A 21,580-nucleotide genomic window follows, 5' to 3' on the forward strand; every position below is an offset into this window, starting at 1 on the left:
ACCACAGGTTCGCCACAAAGGGGCTCTCGTTGCGTCGATTTGGACTGGCCAAAGTGGCCGTGGTCATGGCTTTGGGTATTTCCAAAATTGGTTGGTCCAGCGACCATCAATTACTGTATGCTCGGGAATTATCCCTGCCAGCTTACCAGCTCGCTACCCTGGCAAAGGACGCGCCAATCACCGATTTGAGGTTATCCTCCCCTACTAACCTGCTCATGATTGGCCAAACCTCGCTTTGGAGCTGGGATCTAGCTTCGGGTAAACTCGTACGCACGCAGCTCGTGACACCGAGCGAGCGTTTTGCTAGTCCGCTACGACATATCGGATCTGACGGCCTAAATGACTTTGTCTCATCAGACAATAAGCTCTTTGAGCTTGCTTGGACATCTGGACGCATACTTCGATTTGACATTGCTGAACCCGATCGTGCTCTCGGTTTCGCCGGCGAAGGCGATAATTTTTGGCTTATCAAAGCTCATCACATTTTTCGGATCGATCGGTACACAAAGGCGGTCTTAGCTCGCTACGATTATAATATTTCTGACGTCACTAAATATGTTTTTGACCCGCAGTCGCGGAGACTCTGGTACTTAGCTCAGCGTGAGGTGCGCTACATCGCGCTTGATGGACCCGATCGACAAAGTCATGTGAGCGCCAAATTAAGATCAATGGGTCTAGATCTACAGATGACAAAACACGAGCTAGTTGCGTTATCCGCATCAGCGTTAATACGCCTCAGTTTTGCGGGTAAACCCTTACAGTCAGTGCCGGTTGAGGGCCGTCGCAAGCTCCACAACATGGCCTTAAATGATGTCAGTCATGCCTACTTGTTCGACGACGGAAATCTGGAAATATATAACGTTCCTCTTAAATCAACATCCGCTGCTCAAATTCCATCAGATCTGGTCGCAAATACTAGCCTCATGCGCTTTGACCGGGATGTATTGGCTATATTAGCAGCGGGGAGCCCACGTGTATTTCGTCTAAGCGTAGACAAGTTAGGTGATGAATAAATGGCGCATGCATACAAGCGATGCTTATTCGTGATCTTATTGGCGATAGCAATGGCGGCGTGCGCCGGGTCTGAAGCAGATTTGTCCTCCGAACAGGTGGTCAGTAGGCCCAAGCGGAAAAAGGGTCGTCCAAGTAAGCCTCGAGTCATAAGCGCCAATCAGTTGGCTGCCCTAGACGCCGCGATTGATGAACATGACCACACCGCAAACTACGTCAAAGATATTCGCGTTATTGTGAAAGCCACGGAACTCGAAAAAGCAGGAAATTTCGACGGAGCGAGCAAAGCATGGTTTGAAGCGCTTACTCTAAGTCATGGCTCTTTCGGCAAACTGTCTTTACAAGGATGGATTCGGACCTACGCCGAATCAGCAGGTAAATCGACTGACATAGATGTCTTCAGTAAGCTTTTGATGACTGAAACGCAAAACGGCAAGCTAAGCCCCTACATGACAGAGTCCGGGCTTAGCCGCGATGAACAGCTAAGACCGATTATTAGGCAAGTAGCAAGCAAATGGATCTCTTCTGGTCACCACGCCAACGACGCGCAGTCACCCGACTTTCTCCCCCCAACAGGAATCCCAGCTACCGATCCACTGCTGACAAAACTGGTTGTTAAATATTGCCGCAAGTCGACCCTGGATGATCCTAGTTGGTCGACCTGGCAACATTCACTTAGTGCGTCATGGCAAGACTACTGGTCTGCATTGGTCAATTATCAGTGCGGTAACAACTCTACTGCTACCATCAGTATTCTCAAAGAACTGTACCCGCGTCTAGCAGAGCAGCCGGAAACTCAGGGCATGGCGGTCGAGATTGCCGGTCGTATGATCTCTCTTCAGCGGTCCGTTGGCCAGAGGGTAGATGCCGCAGAAACCTATTTAGATTTAGTAAAATTATGGGGAAATCCAGGGGTTACGGGAAAAGCGATGGGAACCGACCCTGTTAGCCTAGTCTTACGACGTATCGATGAAACCCTTTGGGCTGCCAGGTACAGAGCACTAGTAGGTGATTTGGAAAATGCGAAAACATTTGCACGTGACGCTTTAGTCCTTGCCAAGCGTACCGCCAAGTCACAAAGCCTCTCCCTGCGAAAAGCGCAAAACGAGCAATTATCGATACTTACTGTCGATGCATACCACACGCTGGCCTCGCGCGTTGCAGTGGAAAAAAAACACTATCACAGTGCTAGCTCCCTAAATACCTTGGCGCTTAAAACCCCCGAATTGAACGATCAATGGCGCGACCGCTTAGCATGGGCCGGTGGGATCTACGAATATCTTTCAGGAAACTACGTAGCGGCCCTAAACCACTGGAAGAAAGTGCAAGAGTCCACGGCAGATGAGAGCCAAAGAATCGCATCCATGTTCTGGCGGAGTCGTTGTCATGAAAAGCTGGGGCAGATCGACGAGGCCGGGCTGGAGTTAGCTAATATGATCGGAAGGGCACCTCTCAGCTACTACAGTGTCATCGCTTCTGGAGAGTCAGGTATTTTGCCACCAACCGAATGGAAAAAAGCTATTGGCCACATGCCACAACTAACAGATCGGATCAGCGAAACCCAAGACTTCGGTTTATCTGAGTTACGTCTCCAGCCTAAATTGGGCCAGTTATTTATGCGAGCCGAACTTCTTCTGGCCGCTGACATTCAATCCCTTGGCCGCGTTGCTGTGGCCGAACTAGAAACTGAAATGAATAGCCGATTATCCCCCAAAAAACACCTTAGCGCCTTCGTTTACCTAAGTAGACTTCAGTTTAAAGCTGGGGCTCACCTTGCTGCCATCGGACTCACGGGTAAATTGGCAAAGTTGGACCAGGACTTTTGGCAGGCCTGGCCAGAGCAGATCCTTATCTACTTCCCTCAGCCATACCTTTCTCTTTACCAAGAGCAGGCTCTTGCACTGCAGGTGCCAACATCACTCCTTTTGGCCATTTCCCGCCAGGAAAGCGGCTTCACTCCTGACATTCGCAGTTCTGCTAATGCAATCGGCATCATGCAACTGATCCCATCAACTGCCAAAAAGTATGCTGCCGAAATCGGTCTCACTCCTAATCAAGGTATTGAGGAGCAATTGCTCGATCCAACAATCAATATTCGTCTGGGCAGTCATTATCTACGGTTGCTAACTGCAACTTACGATGGCTTCCCGCCGGCCGTTTATGGCAGCTATAATGCTGGTGAGTTTGCCATGGATGCCTGGCTGAAACGGCGCCATCATCCCGACCCACTTATGTTTGTGGAGCTAGTACCTTTTGGCGAGACTCGCGAATATATTAAAAATGTCTGGCGGAATGCTGTCGTATACGACTATTTGATCAGCCAGGGGATCGGCCCAGTAGACCCAGGTTTTGATTTCGGATTTGCTGGCTAAGGCGGCGCATGATAAAAAGGTGAGTAACTGTTTGTACTAGAGGGGCTTATATGTCGTTAACACCGCAACGTGATCCGCTAAAAGAGGCAGCTGGTTGGATTAGTCTGGCGGTCGTAATGGTGGTTTTTCCCGCCCTGTTTTATCTCTGTGTGTTTTTTCCGATTTGGGTTGGCTGGACCCCCCGTTGGTAAGCTGAAGCGCAAGGCTGTCTTTGCCCAGGCGCCGCTATAGAGACCCCTCCCGACCAAGATCGAGTTGAGTGGTCAAGCCTACGTGTTGTACACGTGAGGTAGCCGATCTATTCGGACGCAACATTTGGAGCAAACGCGCGTGTCACAAACTTTCACTGAAACTGCCCCTAAGGCAACCTCTTCAGGTTGGCAAAGCTACCTTCCGTTAACTAAGCCGACAATATCACTGTTAGTGGTTGTCACAATGTTACCTACAATGCTGCTTGCTGCCCAGGTGACTCTGAGCCCGACTTTGATGGTTGCTGCCATTATTGGGACTTTTCTATCGTCCGCGTCTGCTTCAGTGTTTAACCACTTACTGGATGCTGACCTTGACGTGGTCATGAATAGAACTCGTGGACGCCCAGTTCCGTCTGGCCAGGTTTCAGCAATGAAAGGCTTCATTTTCGGAGGCATTTTAGCTGCTATCTCCATGATAGTTCTCTACAAGTGGACTACCCCAGCAGCAGCTTATATCGCTCTCGCGGCTAATGTATTTTACGTACTTATATATACCCTGTGTTTAAAGCGATATACTGATCAAAACATCGTGATAGGTGGGGCGGCTGGAGCCGTCGGCCCTCTGATTGGATGGGCCTCAGTTCACGGCAGTTTGGGCTGGCAAGCGTGGGTGCTGTTTGGGATCATTTTTCTTTGGACACCCCCACACTTTTGGGCGCTAGCGATCAAGTACCAGAAAGACTACGCGGCTGCTAACGTACCCATGCTGCCCGTTACACGTGGAGAAGCGAACACACGCAAGCAAATACTGCTCTACACTTTGACTCTGCTCCCTGCAGTTGGTTCCCTATTTGTCTTTGGTGCCGTCGGGTATCTCTTTCTGATCATCGCTGGGGCGGCCACTATTTATTTCTGCTGGCAAGCATGGGCGTTATTCGCATCCAAAAGCAACGCACTTGCGATGCCACTTTTCCATTATTCGTGCCTGTATCTCTTTGCCGTATTTGGTGCCCTGGCCATCGATAGGTTGACGGTCGGTATATTATGACCAAATTAACCCATACTAAGTGGCGACGGATCTTTCTCGGGCCATCCGCAAGCTACCACAATCATTACCGTAACTGGCTATATCTGGGCTTCATCATACTGATTTTAATAATAGCTTTAGTAAATCCTAGTTTTTTCCGATAACTATGTGTACGGATCGGTAGGGTATCGAAAGCTCAGGATTTGAGCGTCGAAGGTTAGTATGCTCGAAAAGATTAAAGAAATTATAGAAAACGAAATAAATCCGCAGCTCCAGCTTCACGCCGGCGGCTGCGAGCTCATTGATGTCGATGACGGTGTCGTCACCCTGCGCATGTACGGCGGATGTTCGGGATGTCCGTCCAGTACCATCACCCTTTTCAATGGTATCGTACCGATACTTAAGGAGCATTTCCCTGACATCAAGGATGTGCTGCTAGCCTAAAGTAACACCTCTTTTTACCGATAACTGATCAAATGCGATCGTTTCGGTAGAGGGGATGTTTATGATTGGGCAGAGGTTTGTGTACGCAGCTATTCTCCTGTGTACGGCTCTTAATGCTCTAGCAGCACCCGCAGCGCCTACATCAACTGCCAAGCCCGACTTTTTCTTCACCTACCCTCAACCACCACGCATGAAGCCGCGAGACAAAATGTTGGTGGCTCCAGGATACGCCCTCCCACCGGAGCACGAGCGCTATGTATGGAAAACTACTGGCAAGAACCCTCAGGGCAAGGTCCGCTACACTGGATCGGTGCCTGTCTACTATATAGATCCATATAAACGAGTCCCAATTGGAGAAATCCCGATAGGGACTGAAGTCAACCTCGATACTGTGACACATTTTCGTGGGGTCATGCACTTTCGCGTGCCATTTGTCTCGCCACAGCTAGATAAAGTTTTAAGGGTTGGTTGGCGCGGCTACGCTTGGATCAGTGGCGAATACATTAAAGCTACTGCATATAAGCCAGCTGGCTAGATTGTATACAGATCCATGTTAGTGATTTTGATTACTTGCGCGCGATTTCCCGGTGGCATAACTATTGCTGATATGTAAACGAGCCTAAGTCTTGGCTCTAAGCGTGAACAATCTGCTCCCCGCTGCTGCTGCCGAGGTCCCACCCTATGGAAACTGCCAATGTTGTTTTTGAGCATCCTTTTGACAAAACCACTCTCGAGCAAATTAATGATTTGCGGCGCCTCCGACTGAGCATGGCTGAAACCATGCTGCAAGACGTCAGTGGCACCGGAGGTTCGCTTCGAGAGAGAGGATTGGCCTCTGATTTCAGCAATGATGAGCTGCGCCAAGAGTTGATGATGCGGGTCTGTGAATTGCGCTCGCGCCTAAGTGAGCCGAACGTGATTTATGCCGATGAGATCGACTTTTACATCGATCTCATGGACCAAAACCCAGATGACTAGACCTTGGGCCGTGAGGCAATTTCTCGGTCTGATTCCGTCAAAATGATCACTTCTCCGCTGCTCATGATTGCAAGCGTATGCTCCCATTGGGCGGATAGCCCGCCGTCAACAGTCACCGCGGTCCAGCCATCTCGCAATACTTTTGTTTTCCAATGGCCTTGGTTGATCATCGGCTCGATTGTGAATACCATTCCAGGACCAAGTCGGGTCCCCTTGCCCTTTTGACCGTAGTGAAGGATCTGTGGATCTTCATGAAAGGTCCGGCCAATTCCATGCCCGACGAATTCACGCACAACACTAAAACCATGGGATTCAGCGTATTGTTGTATAGCTGCTCCGATATCTCCTGTGCGGCCGCCATCCTGGACAGCGGCTATACCCCTGAATAAACTGACCCTTGCACACTCACTTAGCTTACGAGCTGCAGGCGAAACAGAGTTGCCAACATAAAACATCCGCGAAGTATCGCCATAAAAGCCATCAACTATTGACGTGACGTCGATGTTGATGATGTCGCCGTCGCGTAACCTCTGCTTAGCATTGGGAATGCCATGGCACACGACTTCGTTGACCGAAGTGCAAATGGACTTAGGGAACCCTTTATAGTTTAGAGGTGCTGGAATACCGCCATGCTTGATCGTGTATTCATGCGCTAAGTCATTCAACTCTAATGTGGTGACTCCGGGCTTGACGTAGGGTTCCAGATAGTCCAATAAATTTGCCGACAACTGTCCGGCCGCACGCATGGCCAAGATCTCGGCATCAGATTTCAAAACGATCACTTTTGGGGTCCCTTCTGCCTAAAAACGTGAGCCCAGCCTAGAGCTGGCCGCCACTCCTCAGAAAAGGAGCTGACGGAACCAATCAGGATTACGCTGACTGATACTGCCCTTGGCTAACTTGAAATTGGCAGGGTTGTCTATGCAGGCTTTTTGCTGCAATAGCACTGTGACACCCTCCAAGTCGGCAAAATCACGTTGTACAGCACTGAGTAGACTCCAGTCCGGCTTCTGATAAGTTATTGAAATAGCATACTTTTCAAGGTCGTGATCGAGATTTTTGTCGGTTACCGGTTGAACTGGCCACTCCAGCTTTGCCCCGGAATGAAAGTAGGGCAGGTAACTCACACGCGGCCAGTCGACGGCAAAATTTGCTAACATACCGTCCACTTTTTCCCCTGCTGCAATTTGCGTTTTAACTTCGACTGCTATCCCTACGGCGGATAGAGAGTCCAAGATGACTTTTTCTGCCAGGCCAGCCTGATTACTCTGGGTGAGAAATGTGAGTTTTATTGGCTCTCCGCGCTCATCCAACCTAGGGGATGTCGATGTGACGCGCTTTAGCCCCAACCGATTTAGTGCTGCCGAAGCAGCTTTAAGGTCGAACACTTGGGGCGGTAATTTAGCATCATATCCAGGGTGATTTTTCGGGATAGGTGAGTTAGCGCTTTCCGCTAAAGCAGCCGCGCCAGAGCTTGCCAGGGCCGACCGCGGCATTAACTGACCAATAGCACGACGAAATTCAGCCTGTGACCCGAGAGGGCTACGCTTATCCCATACAAGCATAAGTAGATTCGGCAGCTCTAGGGTATGTGAGCAACTGTAGCTGGCGTCTGGTGGTCTCACCGCAGGAGAACTACTTACTGCACCGGCAAACCGCACGTAAAGAGCTTGGGTTGGCTTAGTCGCGGGTGCTTGACCGGTGGCATAAAGCGCGAGCTCTGGCATCGCACGTTGTAGTTTATACCCAGGCGTAGGAGCCAGGGCTACGCCCCACGAAGCTGATTGCGGGCGGTAAAGTCCAACACATTCGTACTTATAGGCCTCAGTACCAGGCTGGCTGGGCCGAAAGAAAGGTACACCATTCAGAACGTAAGGACCGAAAGCCGGCTTATTTTTGAACTGTATTTTTACGGTTTGTGGACCAGTTGCGTTGACTTCGAATTCTCCCGTGTCCCAAATCTGTCCAGAGCGGATTGATACAACAGGACCGAGCTCTGCCCGCAGGAACTTTGCCAAATCCTCAGATGTAACCGGTTCTCCACGCCACCAGTAAAGCCCCGTGCGCAGGTCCATGGTCCAAACAGTCTGTCCTCCTGCTGTTTCATGTCGCACACTCTTGAGCAAAAGCTCCTCGGACTTACGTTCATCCAAATTCAACCTTGTCAGTGGTGGACACATTTGCCGTCCATAGACGGGATCGTCACCAAGCTCTATCGCCGGAGTATCACCACTCAAATTGGGCGCAGGCCACCCAACCACATGAACCGTTGCAGCAGCCGCAACTTTAGGACTCGACATTGCGTTCAGCGACAACATCACTAGGAACGCTGCTTTAATTTTTCGGATTTTGCGTGTGATCATAGTCCCATCTCACCTATATTTGGGTAGATTGGTGTTACCCCACCGGCTTTCTAAACTCGAATTGTTGGAGCCAGGATGCCACCGCTAGGTGACAGATACGATATTATCATTTTAGGCTCTGGAATCACTGGTCTATCTACTGTTTATCACCTTCGTAAAGCTGGCGTCCAGTCTATCGCTCTAGCCAGCGCCACGGACCGGGCTCAAATTGCGACCAGTTCAACGCCAGGACTCTTATTTGGTACGCCTCTGGATAATTTTACGCGCCCCTCTCACCGTCATGGCACGGATGTTGCCCGAGATATTTGGCAATTTAGTTCATCTGCATTTGAAGGCGTAATAAGCTATTGTGACGCACATAAAATCCCTCACGCTAAGGGCCAGCGCCAGCGCTTCATCACCAGTGATCACGAGGTTTCTGAAGCCATCATTGCGACTCAGCAGCTTCAAAATATCGGGCGTCCAGTCCAGATGAGGACTCCGCCAATAGAGTGCTCCTCGACAGTGCGTGCTGTCCAAGATGAAGGATTGTTGGGAGCTGTTGTCGAAGTTCCCGACCTCCTTGCAGCCCTTGAGTCCCATCCCTATGCGGCTATGCTACCCAAGATTGATAGGATCGCTGCTGACGGCCGTGGCCCGATCGCATTATTCACCGCAGATGGACGGCAGTTTACCTGCGAGATCGTGGTACTAGCCTGCCACCTAGACATCTCAAGATTACTGCCTGAGTTATCAGAGGCAATCGTCACAACGGCCCAGCAGTGGTGTCAAATAGACTTCGATCACGCTGTGCCACCCGCATTCCACAACCTGATCTTTAGTTGGAACCATGGAAACGTCTGGGGCGGATTCAACACCCCCCAAAGCGCGCGGATCGGGGGTGCAAGTTACCTCCGGCCAAACGGTGGAATGGAGGCAGAAGTAGCGTCCGTCGATCCCCAAATAAGCGACCATCTGATGGAGCAGCTAACAAGAAATTTTGCCTTTTTAAAGTCACCAAGGATCATGAAAACTACGGCTGGTCTGGACATTCGCCCTTGTGACGAGTTACCAATTATTGGGCCTATGTTTGGTAACGGGCGAGTTCTCGTGGCTTGTGGCTATATGGGTCACGGGCTGTCTTGGGGCTTCCATGCTGGCAAATGCCTTGCTGAACTCATGGTCACCGGTCGTGCGATGGACCTGCCTCGGAGCTTTTGGCCTGAACGACTTCGCTCTCTGGAGTAATAACTAATGCACGCAAGCTTAATGAAGAGCCTTAAAACGGTGAAATGCCCAAGGTGTGGCTGCTTGACCACCTACACAAGTACCAATCAATCGCGTCCTTTTTGCAGCGAGCGTTGCAAAAACGACGATATCGTCAATTGGGCAACCGAAAGCTATGGGATCCCAGGCTCCACTAAGGATGAGCTTCAGGACGCAATATTATGGACTGCTGACGAAACCATAGACGATATTTGAGGGAGTCAGCCGATAGGCCGCTCACAAAACCGCAGCTCATCGACTGGCTGGCCACCAATGAGGTGCTCCTGCAGCACACGCTCAAGATTAACCGGATTCAATGAGTGGTACCAGATCCCGCCCGGGTAAACCAAACCAATGGGACCTGAGCGACATATACGCAGGCATCCCACTTTAGTTCTGAAGACTGGGCCCGGCGTAAGATGGAGCTCCTTCAAGCGACGTTTCAAGTATTCCCAACTCTCAGCACCCTGGTGCGAGCTGCAGCAATCCTCTCCGACACAAAGGAATATGTGCTGCTCCACGGAGTCAATGTGCAAGCCATCCGCAATTTTCTTTAACTGATCGTTAAGGCCCAAACAGTCGCTCCCTCAAACGCCTCTCATTTTATGAGATGCCAATCGATTTAGGACTAAAGACTGAACCCCTACTAGTGACGGCTTGCGATTCTGGTTAAAGAAGCCCGGCAGGATATCCGAAAGCGCTAACAATAACTCATCAGCGCATTGCGCATGAGCTAACCAATCTTCGATCACTGCGTAGTCCTGATAGGGAAGAAACAGCGCGTTGCCCCTTAGCGTGAGCACGTATTGCGCCACCAATTCTGAGGGTGACAATGTTTTAGGATCAGCGAAGCTCATGGACTTTGACTCGAATTTCTTAATTTCATTAGCTCTGATTCAAGCTCTTTGACCCTTGTGCTGACTTCAACTATCGCAAGTTCGTAGCGGTCTAATTCGTGCAGATGATCGTGTATCCGCAATAGATTGGCTACCCTAATAGGTAACGACTCTACATGTAACGGCATTAAGATGTCGAAATACCAGTTTTCGGCCGTGACTTCCGTAAGGATATCTGCCAAGATGTCAAAACCCACGTCAGCTAGGATCAATGCCGGTACCCAAATCTTTCCATTACCGTGAATACGAGATCTCAGCCCCATTAGCCACTTAGGAAACTCTTTTTTTGGTATGCTATGGGCTGCGATAATTAATAAATCGCATCCATCTTGGGGGATTAGGTCTAGACTCTTGATACTGGTCAACTTGACGTCACCCAGGCGTTTCAAGAGTTTTTCCAGTTGCATTAGGTCAGCGTCAAGAACGCGAGGGTCCGCGTTCCAATAGAACAGTCGCAATGGTCGATCGGCAAACATCGATGGGGTACTCATGGGTGATTGCTCTAAGTGAAGGAAAGCGGTTTAATAACGGCTGCATACAGTTATCTATCATACCAGATACGCTTGCAGAGGGACGCAAAAGGAGTACCCCATCATGGTGAGAGTGCGAGCACAGGCACCTACACGGATCGATTTAGCCGGCGGTACTCTGGATATCTGGCCTATACCGCATATTCTGGAGGACAAGGCGACGGTCAATGTGGGAGTGACCCTAATGGCCACTGCTGAGGTGTTCAGCGTAGAGGGCGATTCTTTTACCCTCGAAAGCCTTGATCAGGGGACTAAGGTCTACGGCACTTTCGGTGAAATCGTCAAAAACGATGATCTCCCATTACTGGCGCTCCTAATCGCCGCGATTTGGCGACAAGACCTTCCTGCCATTCATGTCAAAACCTCTGCCGGATCTCCGGCGGGAGCCGGTTTGGGTGGATCTTCTTGCCTCGGAATCGCGGTGGCAGGGGCTCTTTGGCGGGCACGCCAGATACTTGAGGGTTGGAGAACCCCAACGGACCAAGAACTGGTGCAACTCGTCGGTGACGTTGAGGCCCGCCTCATCCATACACCAACCGGTATTCAGGATTATTGGGGAGGTCTGAGGGGGCGCATTAATTTGATCAGCTACCCCTACGGCCGAACTGTCGTCGAAACTTTGTCACCTAGTTATTTGCCTGAGCTAGCAGACGAACTGATTCTCTGTTACAGCGGCAAATCTCGGGCCTCAGCGATTAACAACTGGGAATTATTTAAGCGACTTTTTGATGGTGACAAGTCACTACTGAGTACTTTTAATGCTATTGGCAGATGTGCAAGAGCTTGTGCTGAGGCCGCCCGCAGCCAACACTACGAAGAATTGGTCGCCCTCTCCCAAGAGGAATGGAGTCTACGCGTCAAACTGTGGCCAAACATTGAAACAATTGAAACCAAGAGGTTAGATCAGGCCGCCCTCCAGGCAGGTGCACGCCTTACCCGCGTCTGCGGAGCCGGTGGTGGAGGTGTCATGGCAGTGCTGGCGCCCAGAGCTCGACGGGACCAAGTTGAACTTGCACTGCAGCAGCAAGGGGGGAGAATTCTTCCTGCGTCGGTGGCATCCGAGGGTTTAAATGTCGAAGTACTCTGACACCAAGCAGCTGCAGACTGTCGATCCGGACCAGTTAGCAAAAATCGTGAAAAAACAGATTATCGGCGCCCCGCAGACGGCTGTTTTACGAGTAGCCAAAGGATTTATCGATATCGCCGCTGACGAAGTCGCCGCCACACTTGCTGCGAACTTACTCCAAGCGCAATTTAAACCAGTTCTTGAGGTGACCGAATCAGGCTTAGAGTTAAGTCAGATAGGTCTACGTGACCTCATGTCCCTGGCGGCCCATGTCACGACAGTTCGAGAAGTGCTATGGATTATTGGCAGCGGACGCGGAGGATCCGTTGCAGAGCTGAAACACAGCTTGGAGCGCATCAAATGGCCCCTCATTTTCCAGCAGGGGGCCAAAATTAGCCTGCGTGTTCAGGCTAGAGGCAGCCACCTGTTTCACGAGGGCAAGATCACCGAAATCGTTGAGAAAATCCTGAAAACAAACGGCATCACACCCGTAGAGCGCCATGAAGAGGCGCTGCTCCTTGATGTCCGGCTTCAGAATGATCGCCTGACTCTTGGCCTAAGCCTAAGTGGCCGCCCTTTATATATGCGCAATTATAAAAAGGTCTTACGCGGATCGGCACCAATTAAAGAGGATATCGCCGCCGCAGCGCTTCGCACGGCACTGACTTTGGCAAGAAGCTACAAAATTGAAACTTATGACAAGATTCTAGTGCCTTTTGCTGGATCAGGTACGTTGGCTTTCGAGGCTGCATTGAACTTTGGCAGTATTCCGCCGTGGGTATTCTTCGGACCGCTTGCCGCGGAAACTTTAGTATGCGCACCAACGGCAAGTTTGAGGTTTGCACGCCAGAAGTCCATTGCGAAAGCTGCCCCTTACCATGTTCCAGCAATTCTGGCTGTAGACATTGACACTCAAGCTGTGCGGCAACTGAAAACCAATTTCCAAGGTTTTAACAGCACTCTGAATGCCCTGGGCCTAACCAATATCGATGTGACTTCGATGACAGGTGACATGTTCGAAATGGACCTCGAACGCTCAACGCGAGCTAAAGGCTCAACGCTGATACTCCTTAACCCTCCTTACGGTGGAAGGTTGGGTCATCGCTCCGAAACGCCAAAGCTTTATGTTCGCCTTGCGTCGTTTGTGGCTTCCCTGCGGGGCCGCATCGCAGGTTTCATCCTAGCACCCACACTCGCTATCGCAGATCGATTTAGCGCGTCGTTGAAAGGCTTCACCTTAGAGCAGAGACCGTTTAATCACGGTGGAAAAACTGTCTATCTCATGAGCTTCTGTCGTCCTTAAATTCCCTTTCCATCTCCAGGCGCACGCTGCGCAAAGGCGACTCTGGCTGCCCGGCGCAGGCGGTCCCAAACATCCGTTAGACCTTCATCAATAGTTCTAACGATCGTATTTTGAACCAAAACGTTGTTAGCATGGTAAAAAATCGGCCGTCCGTCCTGCCGAATCGACAACACGAATACCCAAAAAACCGCGCTGGCTGCGACTTTCGTTGACCACTTGAGCAGATCATTCATGGCTTAGTTCTCCTCACCTTTGATTAGAAGGCAACGCCTAGTGTGTCCTGCCGAATCCCCGCATCTGAATCCTTGCCCAGGGAATTATATCTCGTGCAGTCGTAGAGTTACGAGTGATAGTCAGCCCCCCCCGATCCAAGTCGGAAACAGCAAGCAAGAATGTCATCATGCCAAGAGTTGCACGCCTCACCACCCCCTCAAGATCCTTGGGCGGAGGAGTCGGCGCGTGCGACACCTCTAAGGTCAAGGCAAGAGTGCCATGAGCCATATACGCATAGTCGATAAATTCGCCCTGCGAAGGATAATCGTCAAAAGATTGTCTGAACTGCTCAATGCCCATAGTCTTCGCCATGAGCCTAGCAATTGTGAAAAACTGATCGGCATCTGGGGGGCGAGTGGCAGAATGCCCCCATGCCCAAAGCACCCCTTCCATCCCGGAGTGCAAAGCTAACGCAGCCCTAAATTTGACCCGATCCATCAAGGTACGGACGATGCGAACAATTGGGGTCTTAAAGGCGTCTTCCTCAGTGTGACCGGGGATAGCATAGTCCCGATTTGGGTCAACACCATTAGCGTCAAATCTGGTATTACTGGCGTGTCCATCCGGATTCACTAACGGCTGGATGTAGATAGTATAGGAGCTCAAGAGATCTCTCACGAGAGACTCATCCTTGTGCTGAACTAAATAGTCCAACAAACCGAGAGTAGCTTCCGTGCTTGATTTTTCGTCTCCGTGGTGAGTGCCATTGATGTAGATTGCAGGTAGCGTTTCTCTGTCACCTGATGTCAATGTTACAAGATCGATCGGTCTGCCGGCATCTGAGTAACCGAGTGTTTGAAACCGAATTAGCTGAGGATTTTCAGCCGTCAATCTGACCAAGAAAGAACGAATTTCCCCCTGGCTGTGGTAGCCCTCGAAAGTAAGGCTCCAAGCGATGCTCGGAGTTACAAGCCAAAGGATGAGGGTCAGGAGTGCATGCGCCACGACTCACACTCTCCCACCGGTCGGTCGCCTTCGCCGGTTAAGATGCAGTTAGCTCGCACCTAAAATGAAATAATGAAGCAGATAAAATCGTATCGACAACTGAGTTTAGCTGTCAATGTGGCGAGGCTATTTTTGGGTTACGGGTAGTTATCGTCCACCTGGCTCAAACGGACGTCGCAATTGGGGCTCGTACCCTGCGCGCCTTGCGGCCGCTAAGATTCTCTCGAATTCTAAGCTGATAGTTGCTCCGGCTTTCTGCGTGACTTCGTCCTCTGTTGGGATATCAAAGTCATTTGCGCCGTATTTCAAACCTTCAAGAGCTGCTTCATTTTTGGTCAGTACAGATGTTCGAATGTGCCGAATATTGTGCAAATAGATCCTCGATACTGCCAGCCAGCGCAGATATTCCTGATTGCTGATTTCCTGGCCGCCAAGCTCTGTGTTCCAGGGTTTATAACTCCAGCACAGAAAACTTGTAAGCCGACGATCCGTGGACTCCTGAAAGTCCCGCAGTTGTTGCAAATGACTCAGGCGCTCTTCGAGTGTCTCGTCGAATCCAATAACCATGGTGGCCGTGGACCCAAGACCTGCCTCTAGGATCGCTCTCTGGGCACGGTAATAATCTGCTACAGAATATTTCCCAGGACTGTGCCTACGGCGAAACCGATCATCAAGAATCTCAGCACCACCACCAGTAACCCACTTGGTGCCCACCGATTTAAGTAGCGCAGCGCCGTCATCGTAACTAATTTTTGACAACTTGCAGCTAAACATAAATTCAGCTATCGTCATTTCGTAAAAGCTTAATCGCTCACCATATCGTGCATGAATGCGCCCAAATAGTTCGGCATAATCATTCAGCTTAAGCTTCGGATGAAAGCCGCCGTTGAATCCAACTAAAGTACCCCCGTGACTAACCAACTCATCGATCTTGGCGCAAACCTGGTCGTAGTTGAGTAAGTACCCACCCTCTTGGTGGGGTAGTTTGTAAAATGCGCAGTAATCACATTTTGCAACACAGACGTTTGTATAGTTGACGATAGCCATGACCACATAAGTGGCCTCGTTTGCCGGGTGAAGCCTATCGCGAGCTAACGTAGCCAACTCGCACAACGTGCGATCATCGGCATCCACAAACAGCGAGGCGGCTTCATCCAACGATACTGGCTCGCCTGCCATGATTGCCTCACGCAACCTTGAAACAACATCAAGCTTCATTAGCTATGTCCAACAGTTAACTTTAATTTTAAACATCATACTCATAGTCTTCATTAACCTAGCGTGGAACACCGAACGTTGGTAGCTATTTTTAAGCACTTTCCAACAACAATTAGCGACCAGAAAAGAACGTTGAACCCTGATTTGCGCACGAATCTGTAAAATTCTGGGGTTGCCTAGGCACGGTATTTCTACTAAAGGGTAGGCGCTGAGCGAGCACTCAGACATTGTTGCAGTCGTCGTAGCGAGGGGGTCCCCCCGACATCCGAGCACACTTGGTACAGGGAGAGTCTGACAGATGGATATCCTACACTACCTAAAGACCCAGCATGATTCAATTCGTGGCATTTATAGGCGCGTTGCAGAGGCTAAGGTCCCTAAGGAGCGGAAGTCGCAACTGGAGTCCCTTGTTAGGTCTACTCAGGTCTACCTCACTTTACAGCGGGATTTTTTATATCCAGAGCTATCCGGTTCGTTCGCCGCTGCCGACGGTTTAATATCAACCTCAGAAAGCAACGCAAAAACCATTGATAAAGCAATGAAATCAATGATTAATGTCGCGTCAATGGCCGCTTTTGACGCGAGTGCATTTGAAGACAAGATGAGTTCATTGGGCAGAGCGCTTACTGCTCACTTTGACCAAGAAGAACAGAACCTTTTGCCAAAGATACGGGACTTTATTCGGACTGAGGATCGCGAGGACTTGGGACTAGTATTCGCGGATGCTGAGTCTGAACTTTTAGCTGCCTTAGATAGTGGTGGTGGCCTTTCACCAGCCCGAAGACGCCGGGCTTGAACGAGCACACCGGAAAGCGGCTTGACCACAGGGCGCAAGACGCGGTACTTACTCTGCTCCAGTCTGCCTGAAATAGGCATAACATAGTCGTAAGCTGTAGGTTTTAGTGATGAAGAACAAACTGATTAGCCAATTTGAACAGCGCGTTTTCAGCGAGCGCAAAAAGCACCCCACTTTCCGTACCGGTGATACGGTCCGCATCGCGTACAAGATCCAAGAGGGTGCTGACAAAACCAAGTTCCGCCTGCAGCAATTTGAGGGAATTGTTATCCGCCTGCGCAAAGGCACGGCCGATGGCAGTTTCACGGTGCGTAAGATTGGTGCCAATGGCGTTGGTGTTGAGCGCTGCTTTCCGCTTTATTCACCCTATGTGGATGCGATCGAGGTTGTTGCTTCCGGGGTGGTTCGTCGGGCCCGTCTGTACTACCTACGTGACCTGGCCGGTAAGGCTGCTCGTATTCGTAGTCGGTTTCACGGTCGCAAAGAGCTAGTTTCGGTACCAGGAGCCGATCAAGTGGCCGAGGATTTGACCAAAGTCGAACTCGCCCCTGCTCCCGAATCAGAGCAATCTGCCGAGTAATTAGGCAAAGACGTTGACATAGTAGTCAATTCTTAGCTTATGTGACTGATCCGGATAGACCACTGCCAGGTCGATCCGGATCGTGTCGTATTGGCCACGTAGCTTGGCATAAGCGTATCTGGCCCCTCGCTGCAAAGCGCGAAGCTTTCTGGTTGAGAGTAAGTTCAGCGTGTCGCTCATGGTCGTAGGCCTACGAGCTCGAAACTTTACTTCCACGACTACGAAAGTCCGACCTTTTGTAGCAACTATATCTAGCTCAAATCCCCGCCGTCGAAGATTACGCCAAGGGATCTCCCACCCCTGACGATACAATGCAGCTGCAACTAGGGTCTCAGCCAGAGCCGCCTGTGCATAGCGACTTGTTTTCTCTGTATTGACGTATGGGAGCAAAGCTAGTCCTGTGAAGCTCGCAGATTCCTAGAGCCCCAATACTACCAATATGAGCCTTAGTACCGTAACCGACATGAGCTGCAAAACCGTATCCAGGATAGATGTCCGCCATCTCTTGCATGAAATGATCTCGGGCTGTTTTGGCTAAAATCGATGCCGCTGCAATAGAGAAGGTTGTAGCATCGCCTTTGACAATAGCCATTTGTTCGCCTTCGTATCCAGGAATCGGCAATTTCCCATCGACCAGGACCAAGTCTACCTCTCCACATTGGGCTATCGCACGTCGCATAGCCAAAAAACATGCAGGTAAGATCCCCAATCGGTCGATTTCGACCACGGATGCGCTCGCCACAGAGAACTTTTTGCAGACAGCTTGGATGACGGGCGTGATGGACGCCCGTTGTTTGGGACTTAGCTGCTTAGAGTCTCGAATCAATGCTAAGTCCGAGGCGGGAAGCTTGATCAAGCGCGCCCAATCTAGGACCGCACACCCGGCATAAACCGGGCCTGCCAAACAGCCACGCCCAACCTCATCAACCCCAGCGAAGCTTAAATTCTGCTCAAATAGTTGGCGTTCGAGACGGCCTTTAGCGCTTGTTGGGGCGCTGGACCGTGCCATCTCACAATGCTTTCTTGATTAGATCAATCAACTTGGTCTTGGGTACTGCTCCAACAACGCTATCGACTAGTTTCCCGTCCTTGAACAGTGCTAGGAACGGTATAGACCTAACGCCCAATGAAGCCGGAACGTTGGCATTTTCGTCTACGTTCATCTTCGCAACGGTGACCTTACCTTTGTACTCCTGGGCAAGGGATTCCAAGACAGGCCCAATGGCCACGCACGGGCCACACCAAGGAGCCCAAAAATCAACTAAAACCGGTACACTAGATTTCAGAACCGTTGCTTCGAAACTAGCGTCATTTATGGCAACAGTATTCTCGGCCATGACAAATCTCCACAAATGTTTGACCCTGGATTATGGCATAAAAGCCTTACACAAAAACAGCACTATTCCAGCTACTGAAATTCGGCAAAGCAATAGACCGAATCAGACAGTATTAGGGTTATGATGACAGCTACTTTCGTCCATGCTAGCATCGCCGCCGCTCATGGCTTTGTGGCACGGCGCTCAATGAGTGGGCCTAACATATTTTGCATCTTTTTTTGCGTAGGGGAACTCGACAGTGGCAGTTTTAGAGGTCGTCGTTTGGCCAGCTAAAGTCCTCGAGACACGAGCCAGCGAAGTATCTAAGTTTGATGATCATTTAAGGTCTTTCGTCAAAGACATGCACGACACGATGAAGGCCGCCAACGGTATCGGACTAGCAGCTAATCAGGTTGGCGATTTGCGTCGAGTCATAACGATCGAAATACCCTGGGTGCCTAATGATGATGCTGACGACAGTGACGATCACTGCGAGCCAAAGGAATGGTGGCACGACAAAAAGTTTACTTTCGTAAACCCAAAAATCACCAAAAAGTCTGGTAAATTTCGCTACCAAGAGGGGTGCCTTAGTTTCCCTGAAGTTTACGAGTTTATCGACCGCGCCGCTGATATTTGGGTGACAGCTCAAGATGAGAATGGCAAGAGCTTTGAAGTACACGCGACTGGGCTATTGTCGGTATGTCTCCAACATGAAATCGACCATATTGACGGCATTGTCTTTATCGATCGGATGAGTAGACTCAAGGCGGGTCTTGCCAAAAAGAAACTGAAGCGACCGGTGACGCCATGACTAGCGTCCTTGTTGCACCGTCTCTATTAGCTGCTGACCCCATGAGTTTCAGGGACGAAGTGCATAGTGTGGAAAAGGCTGGTGCAGATTGGCACCATGTGGACGTGATGGACGGCCATTTTGTCCCGAACCTTACCTACGGTTTACAGTTCATAGCTGCGTTGAAAAAGATCTCGACGCTGCCTCTGGACGTTCACATTATGGTGAGCAATCCAGATATCGTGGCTCTGGACTATGTCAAGGCAGGCGCTGACCGCCTTACGTTCCATGTTGAGGCTGCGATCCACGCTCACAGACTCACTCAAGCCATACGAGGAGCTGGAGCAAAAGTTGGGGTAGCTCTGAATCCAGGAACACCTGTGGAGACCGTCCTACCGCTGATTTATGACGTTGATAGTATCATGTTTATGTCGGTGAATCCCGGATATGGTGGCCAGCAATACATCCCCCAAACAGCGGGACGCATCCAACAGCTGAGTAAAAGCCTTGAGGCTGCTGGACTTGATCAGTCGGTACTAATCGAAGTTGACGGCGGTATTAACGAAAAAACTGGGGCTGAGGTGGTCGCTGCTGGAGCAAGAGTGCTAGTTGCTGGTACATTTATCTTTGGAGCTACAGATAGGTCTCTGCCAATCAAACGGCTCCACAACTTGGGTTCTTAAGGGCCGCAGTCTGGGCCCGAGATAGGGGTGACAATGAATTGTTGGCAAAGACTGGCTACTTCAGCCCTACTTAGCTTAGTAGCCTCCACTTTACCGGGTCACGCAACCCCCGCCGAAGCACCTAACATAGCCACTCGGGTTGGTGGCGATTATCTAGTCTCTGCAATTGATCACGTAGATAACGGTGAATTTCGGATTCAATTTGCTGCAGTGGCTCCCAGCGGTAAATTCGATACGTTAACGCTCCACAGTAATCATGTCCATGTAGCCGTGAAAATTGGCCAAAAGCTTCGGCTTTCGGCCGAGATTCTGAGCACCAAAGGTACTGCCGCTGAGGTTGCGCAGATGGTGATCTTTGTCGCCAATCCGCAGGGACCTGTACCTGTGTGGCTCCTATCTAACCGCGCAGGTCCACGCGACCTCAAGGCGACTAAATATTTAGAAATGCATAGCCCACTTACAGATTATATCGTCATGTAAGTTTTTTGAGCACGAGAGACGACGTGGTAGATCAGGATTCTATTGAAGAAAGTCCGGTACTGCCTGCAGTGGCACAGCCTTCAGGTCTCAGATATCTATTTGGAACTTGGTCTGGGCGACTTTTACTGGTCAATTTCGCCTTTTTCGGACTGATCTGTTGGCTAAGTGGCAGCATATTTTTCCCTGATATGGACACTTTGCTACGGTTAGGGGCTAAAGATCCGGTCCTCCTGGCCGAGGGCCAGTACTGGCGACTGCTAACCCCCATGTTCCTTCATGTCGGAATAGTACATTTCGGTTTCAATAGTTACTTTTTATATATCGTCGGTTATCAGATCGAGCGTTTGCTAGGTGCTCAGTGGTTCATGCTGGTTTATCTCCTGGCTGGTCTCGGGGGCAATATTGCCAGCGCGGCTTTCAGTGTCAATATGAGTGCAGGCGCCTCTAGCGCCCTGTTTGGCCTTCTTGGTGCAGGATTCCTGCTAGAGAGAACCGTTGGCTCGCGCATCAAACAACTAACTGGACGCCGACCCAAAAATCGGGCCTACGCTATGACCCTCGTCATAAACCTCGGCCTAGGGCTACTTATCCCGTTCATAGATAATTCCGCACATTTAGGTGGTCTGATTACTGGATGTCTACTGACCGCAGCGATGATCAACCTGAGGCCAAATTCGCTACACAAATTAAATCGGGTGACGGGTTCTCTACTAGTGCTGACAATTTTAGCCCTATTCGCGATTGGCGCTCAGATGGCAACCAGCGTAACTCTCATCCATCGTCGCCTTGTTTCTGCAGCGGAAACAGCATCTACTGAGGGTGATAAAATATACCGCTACAGCCAGGCCATCACCTTGGAGCCCTCCGATTGGGAGTCTCGATTGAAAAGGGCACGTCTTTATATAAACCAGGGTGCGATGAATTATGCCTTCGGTGATTTACGCGCCGTCTTAGGTCTGGGGCAGCAGTATCAGGATGCTATTAAGGCTTTTGCCGCCGAATTGGATCAAAGCGGCTATACGAATCAGGCGTGGGAGGTTAGGCAAATGCTTTCCCATGCTGATGTAAACTAA

27 protein-coding genes are annotated in these 21,580 nt (G+C 50.3%); 16 read left to right on the forward strand and 11 right to left on the reverse strand.

From position 1 onward, the window contains the following. Nucleotides 1–29: 29 nt before the first annotated feature. From FJ146_04590 to FJ146_04615, 6 genes are all read left to right on the forward strand, one after another. Nucleotides 30–1,013, forward strand: a complete 984-nt coding sequence (locus FJ146_04590) for a glutaminyl-peptide cyclotransferase (GenBank protein ID MBM4251223.1) — start codon at nt 30–32, stop codon at nt 1,011–1,013. Further along, nucleotides 1,014–3,383: a lytic transglycosylase domain-containing protein gene (locus FJ146_04595; protein ID MBM4251224.1), complete on the forward strand. Its 2,370-nt coding sequence runs from the start codon at nt 1,014–1,016 to the stop codon at nt 3,381–3,383. Nucleotides 3,384–3,683: 300 nt separating this feature from the next. Next, on the forward strand, nt 3,684–4,622 hold the full coding sequence (locus tag FJ146_04600) for a protoheme IX farnesyltransferase (GenBank protein ID MBM4251225.1): 939 nt from the start codon (nt 3,684–3,686) through the stop codon (nt 4,620–4,622). Between the two features lie 201 nt (nt 4,623–4,823). Beyond that, nucleotides 4,824–5,045, forward strand: a complete 222-nt coding sequence (locus tag FJ146_04605; GenBank protein ID MBM4251226.1) for a NifU family protein — start codon at nt 4,824–4,826, stop codon at nt 5,043–5,045. Between the two features lie 61 nt (nt 5,046–5,106). Further along, entirely contained in the window at nt 5,107–5,580 is a 474-nt protein-coding gene (locus FJ146_04610) for a hypothetical protein (GenBank protein MBM4251227.1), read from the forward strand. Nucleotides 5,581–5,726: 146 nt separating this feature from the next. Beyond that, a complete protein-coding gene (locus tag FJ146_04615; GenBank protein ID MBM4251228.1) occupies nt 5,727–6,023 on the forward strand; it encodes a hypothetical protein in 297 nt (98 codons plus the stop codon). Here the strand turns inward: FJ146_04615 and map are convergent. Together map and FJ146_04625 are read right to left on the reverse strand one after the other, a co-directional pair. Then, nucleotides 6,020–6,769, reverse strand: a complete 750-nt coding sequence (gene map, locus FJ146_04620; GenBank protein ID MBM4251229.1) for a type I methionyl aminopeptidase — start codon at nt 6,767–6,769, stop codon at nt 6,020–6,022. The genes FJ146_04615 and map overlap by 4 nt on opposite strands. A gap of 93 nt (nt 6,770–6,862) precedes the next feature. After that, entirely contained in the window at nt 6,863–8,386 is a 1,524-nt protein-coding gene (locus FJ146_04625) for a hypothetical protein (GenBank protein MBM4251230.1), read from the reverse strand. Between the two features lie 75 nt (nt 8,387–8,461). On the opposite strand from FJ146_04625, the gene FJ146_04630 reads away from it, so the two are divergent. Together FJ146_04630 and yacG are read left to right on the forward strand one after the other, a co-directional pair. Further along, entirely contained in the window at nt 8,462–9,613 is a 1,152-nt protein-coding gene (locus tag FJ146_04630) for an FAD-binding oxidoreductase (protein ID MBM4251231.1), read from the forward strand. A gap of 21 nt (nt 9,614–9,634) precedes the next feature. Next, entirely contained in the window at nt 9,635–9,847 is a 213-nt protein-coding gene (yacG, locus tag FJ146_04635; protein ID MBM4251232.1) for a DNA gyrase inhibitor YacG, read from the forward strand. A gap of 5 nt (nt 9,848–9,852) precedes the next feature. Here yacG and FJ146_04640 read toward each other — a convergent pair whose 3' ends face one another. From FJ146_04640 to FJ146_04650, 3 genes are read right to left on the reverse strand one after another with little or no spacing between them, the layout of a single operon-like run. Further along, nucleotides 9,853–10,206, reverse strand: a complete 354-nt coding sequence (locus FJ146_04640; protein ID MBM4251233.1) for a hypothetical protein — start codon at nt 10,204–10,206, stop codon at nt 9,853–9,855. 12 nt (nt 10,207–10,218) lie between these two features. Beyond that, entirely contained in the window at nt 10,219–10,488 is a 270-nt protein-coding gene (locus FJ146_04645; protein MBM4251234.1) for a hypothetical protein, read from the reverse strand. Further along, complete coding sequence (locus FJ146_04650) at nt 10,485–11,018, reverse strand: hypothetical protein (protein MBM4251235.1); 534 nt, start codon at nt 11,016–11,018, stop codon at nt 10,485–10,487. Before FJ146_04650 ends, FJ146_04645 begins: the two co-directional genes overlap by 4 nt. A 103-nt stretch (nt 11,019–11,121) precedes the next feature. Between FJ146_04650 and FJ146_04655 the strand changes: the two genes are divergently transcribed. After that, entirely contained in the window at nt 11,122–12,144 is a 1,023-nt protein-coding gene (locus FJ146_04655; GenBank protein ID MBM4251236.1) for a hypothetical protein, read from the forward strand. Then, entirely contained in the window at nt 12,128–13,426 is a 1,299-nt protein-coding gene (locus tag FJ146_04660) for a hypothetical protein (protein ID MBM4251237.1), read from the forward strand. The genes FJ146_04655 and FJ146_04660 overlap by 17 nt, the downstream gene beginning before the upstream one ends. Here the strand turns inward: FJ146_04660 and FJ146_04665 are convergent. From FJ146_04665 to FJ146_04675, 3 genes are all read right to left on the reverse strand, one after another. Continuing rightward, a complete protein-coding gene (locus FJ146_04665; GenBank protein ID MBM4251238.1) occupies nt 13,423–13,659 on the reverse strand; it encodes a hypothetical protein in 237 nt (78 codons plus the stop codon). The two genes, FJ146_04660 and FJ146_04665, sit on opposite strands and share 4 nt — an antisense overlap. A 37-nt stretch (nt 13,660–13,696) precedes the next feature. Further along, on the reverse strand, nt 13,697–14,644 hold the full coding sequence (locus FJ146_04670) for a hypothetical protein (protein MBM4251239.1): 948 nt from the start codon (nt 14,642–14,644) through the stop codon (nt 13,697–13,699). A 147-nt stretch (nt 14,645–14,791) separates the two neighbouring features. Continuing rightward, nucleotides 14,792–15,862, reverse strand: coding sequence for a radical SAM protein (locus FJ146_04675; GenBank protein MBM4251240.1), 1,071 nt, complete (start codon nt 15,860–15,862; stop codon nt 14,792–14,794). A gap of 298 nt (nt 15,863–16,160) precedes the next feature. Between FJ146_04675 and FJ146_04680 the strand changes: the two genes are divergently transcribed. Continuing rightward, the gene (locus FJ146_04680; protein MBM4251241.1) at nt 16,161–16,658 is read left to right on the forward strand and encodes a hemerythrin domain-containing protein; all 498 of its coding nucleotides are present in this window, start codon (nt 16,161–16,163) and stop codon (nt 16,656–16,658) included. 109 nt (nt 16,659–16,767) lie between these two features. Next, nucleotides 16,768–17,238 (forward strand): 50S ribosomal protein L19, encoded by a 471-nt coding sequence (gene rplS / locus FJ146_04685; protein MBM4251242.1) that lies wholly within the window; start codon nt 16,768–16,770, stop codon nt 17,236–17,238. Here rplS and FJ146_04690 read toward each other — a convergent pair whose 3' ends face one another. The 3 genes from FJ146_04690 to trxA are packed head-to-tail and all read right to left on the reverse strand — an operon-like array spanning nt 17,239 to nt 18,575. Then, nucleotides 17,239–17,628 (reverse strand): YraN family protein, encoded by a 390-nt coding sequence (locus FJ146_04690; GenBank protein MBM4251243.1) that lies wholly within the window; start codon nt 17,626–17,628, stop codon nt 17,239–17,241. Continuing rightward, nucleotides 17,570–18,247 carry a ribonuclease HII gene (locus FJ146_04695; GenBank protein ID MBM4251244.1) on the reverse strand — a complete coding sequence of 226 codons (678 nt, stop codon included), beginning with the start codon at nt 18,245–18,247 and terminating at the stop codon, nt 17,570–17,572. Before FJ146_04695 ends, FJ146_04690 begins: the two co-directional genes overlap by 59 nt. A gap of 1 nt (nt 18,248) precedes the next feature. Then, on the reverse strand, nt 18,249–18,575 hold the full coding sequence (gene trxA / locus FJ146_04700; GenBank protein MBM4251245.1) for a thioredoxin: 327 nt from the start codon (nt 18,573–18,575) through the stop codon (nt 18,249–18,251). A 238-nt stretch (nt 18,576–18,813) separates the two neighbouring features. Between trxA and def the strand changes: the two genes are divergently transcribed. Genes def through FJ146_04720 form a run of 4 tightly spaced genes read left to right on the forward strand, consistent with a single transcriptional unit; the run spans nt 18,814 to nt 21,580 of the window. Then, nucleotides 18,814–19,365, forward strand: coding sequence for a peptide deformylase (gene def / locus FJ146_04705; protein ID MBM4251246.1), 552 nt, complete (start codon nt 18,814–18,816; stop codon nt 19,363–19,365). Continuing rightward, the gene (gene rpe, locus FJ146_04710) at nt 19,362–20,027 is read left to right on the forward strand and encodes a ribulose-phosphate 3-epimerase (GenBank protein ID MBM4251247.1); all 666 of its coding nucleotides are present in this window, start codon (nt 19,362–19,364) and stop codon (nt 20,025–20,027) included. The genes def and rpe overlap by 4 nt, the downstream gene beginning before the upstream one ends. Before the next feature lie 33 nt (nt 20,028–20,060). After that, nucleotides 20,061–20,507 carry a hypothetical protein gene (locus tag FJ146_04715; protein ID MBM4251248.1) on the forward strand — a complete coding sequence of 149 codons (447 nt, stop codon included), beginning with the start codon at nt 20,061–20,063 and terminating at the stop codon, nt 20,505–20,507. A 23-nt stretch (nt 20,508–20,530) separates the two neighbouring features. After that, entirely contained in the window at nt 20,531–21,580 is a 1,050-nt protein-coding gene (locus tag FJ146_04720; protein MBM4251249.1) for a rhomboid family intramembrane serine protease, read from the forward strand.

Source organism: Deltaproteobacteria bacterium (assembly GCA_016874735.1).
Classification (GTDB): domain Bacteria; phylum Bdellovibrionota_B; class Oligoflexia; order Oligoflexales; family CAIYRB01; genus CAIYRB01.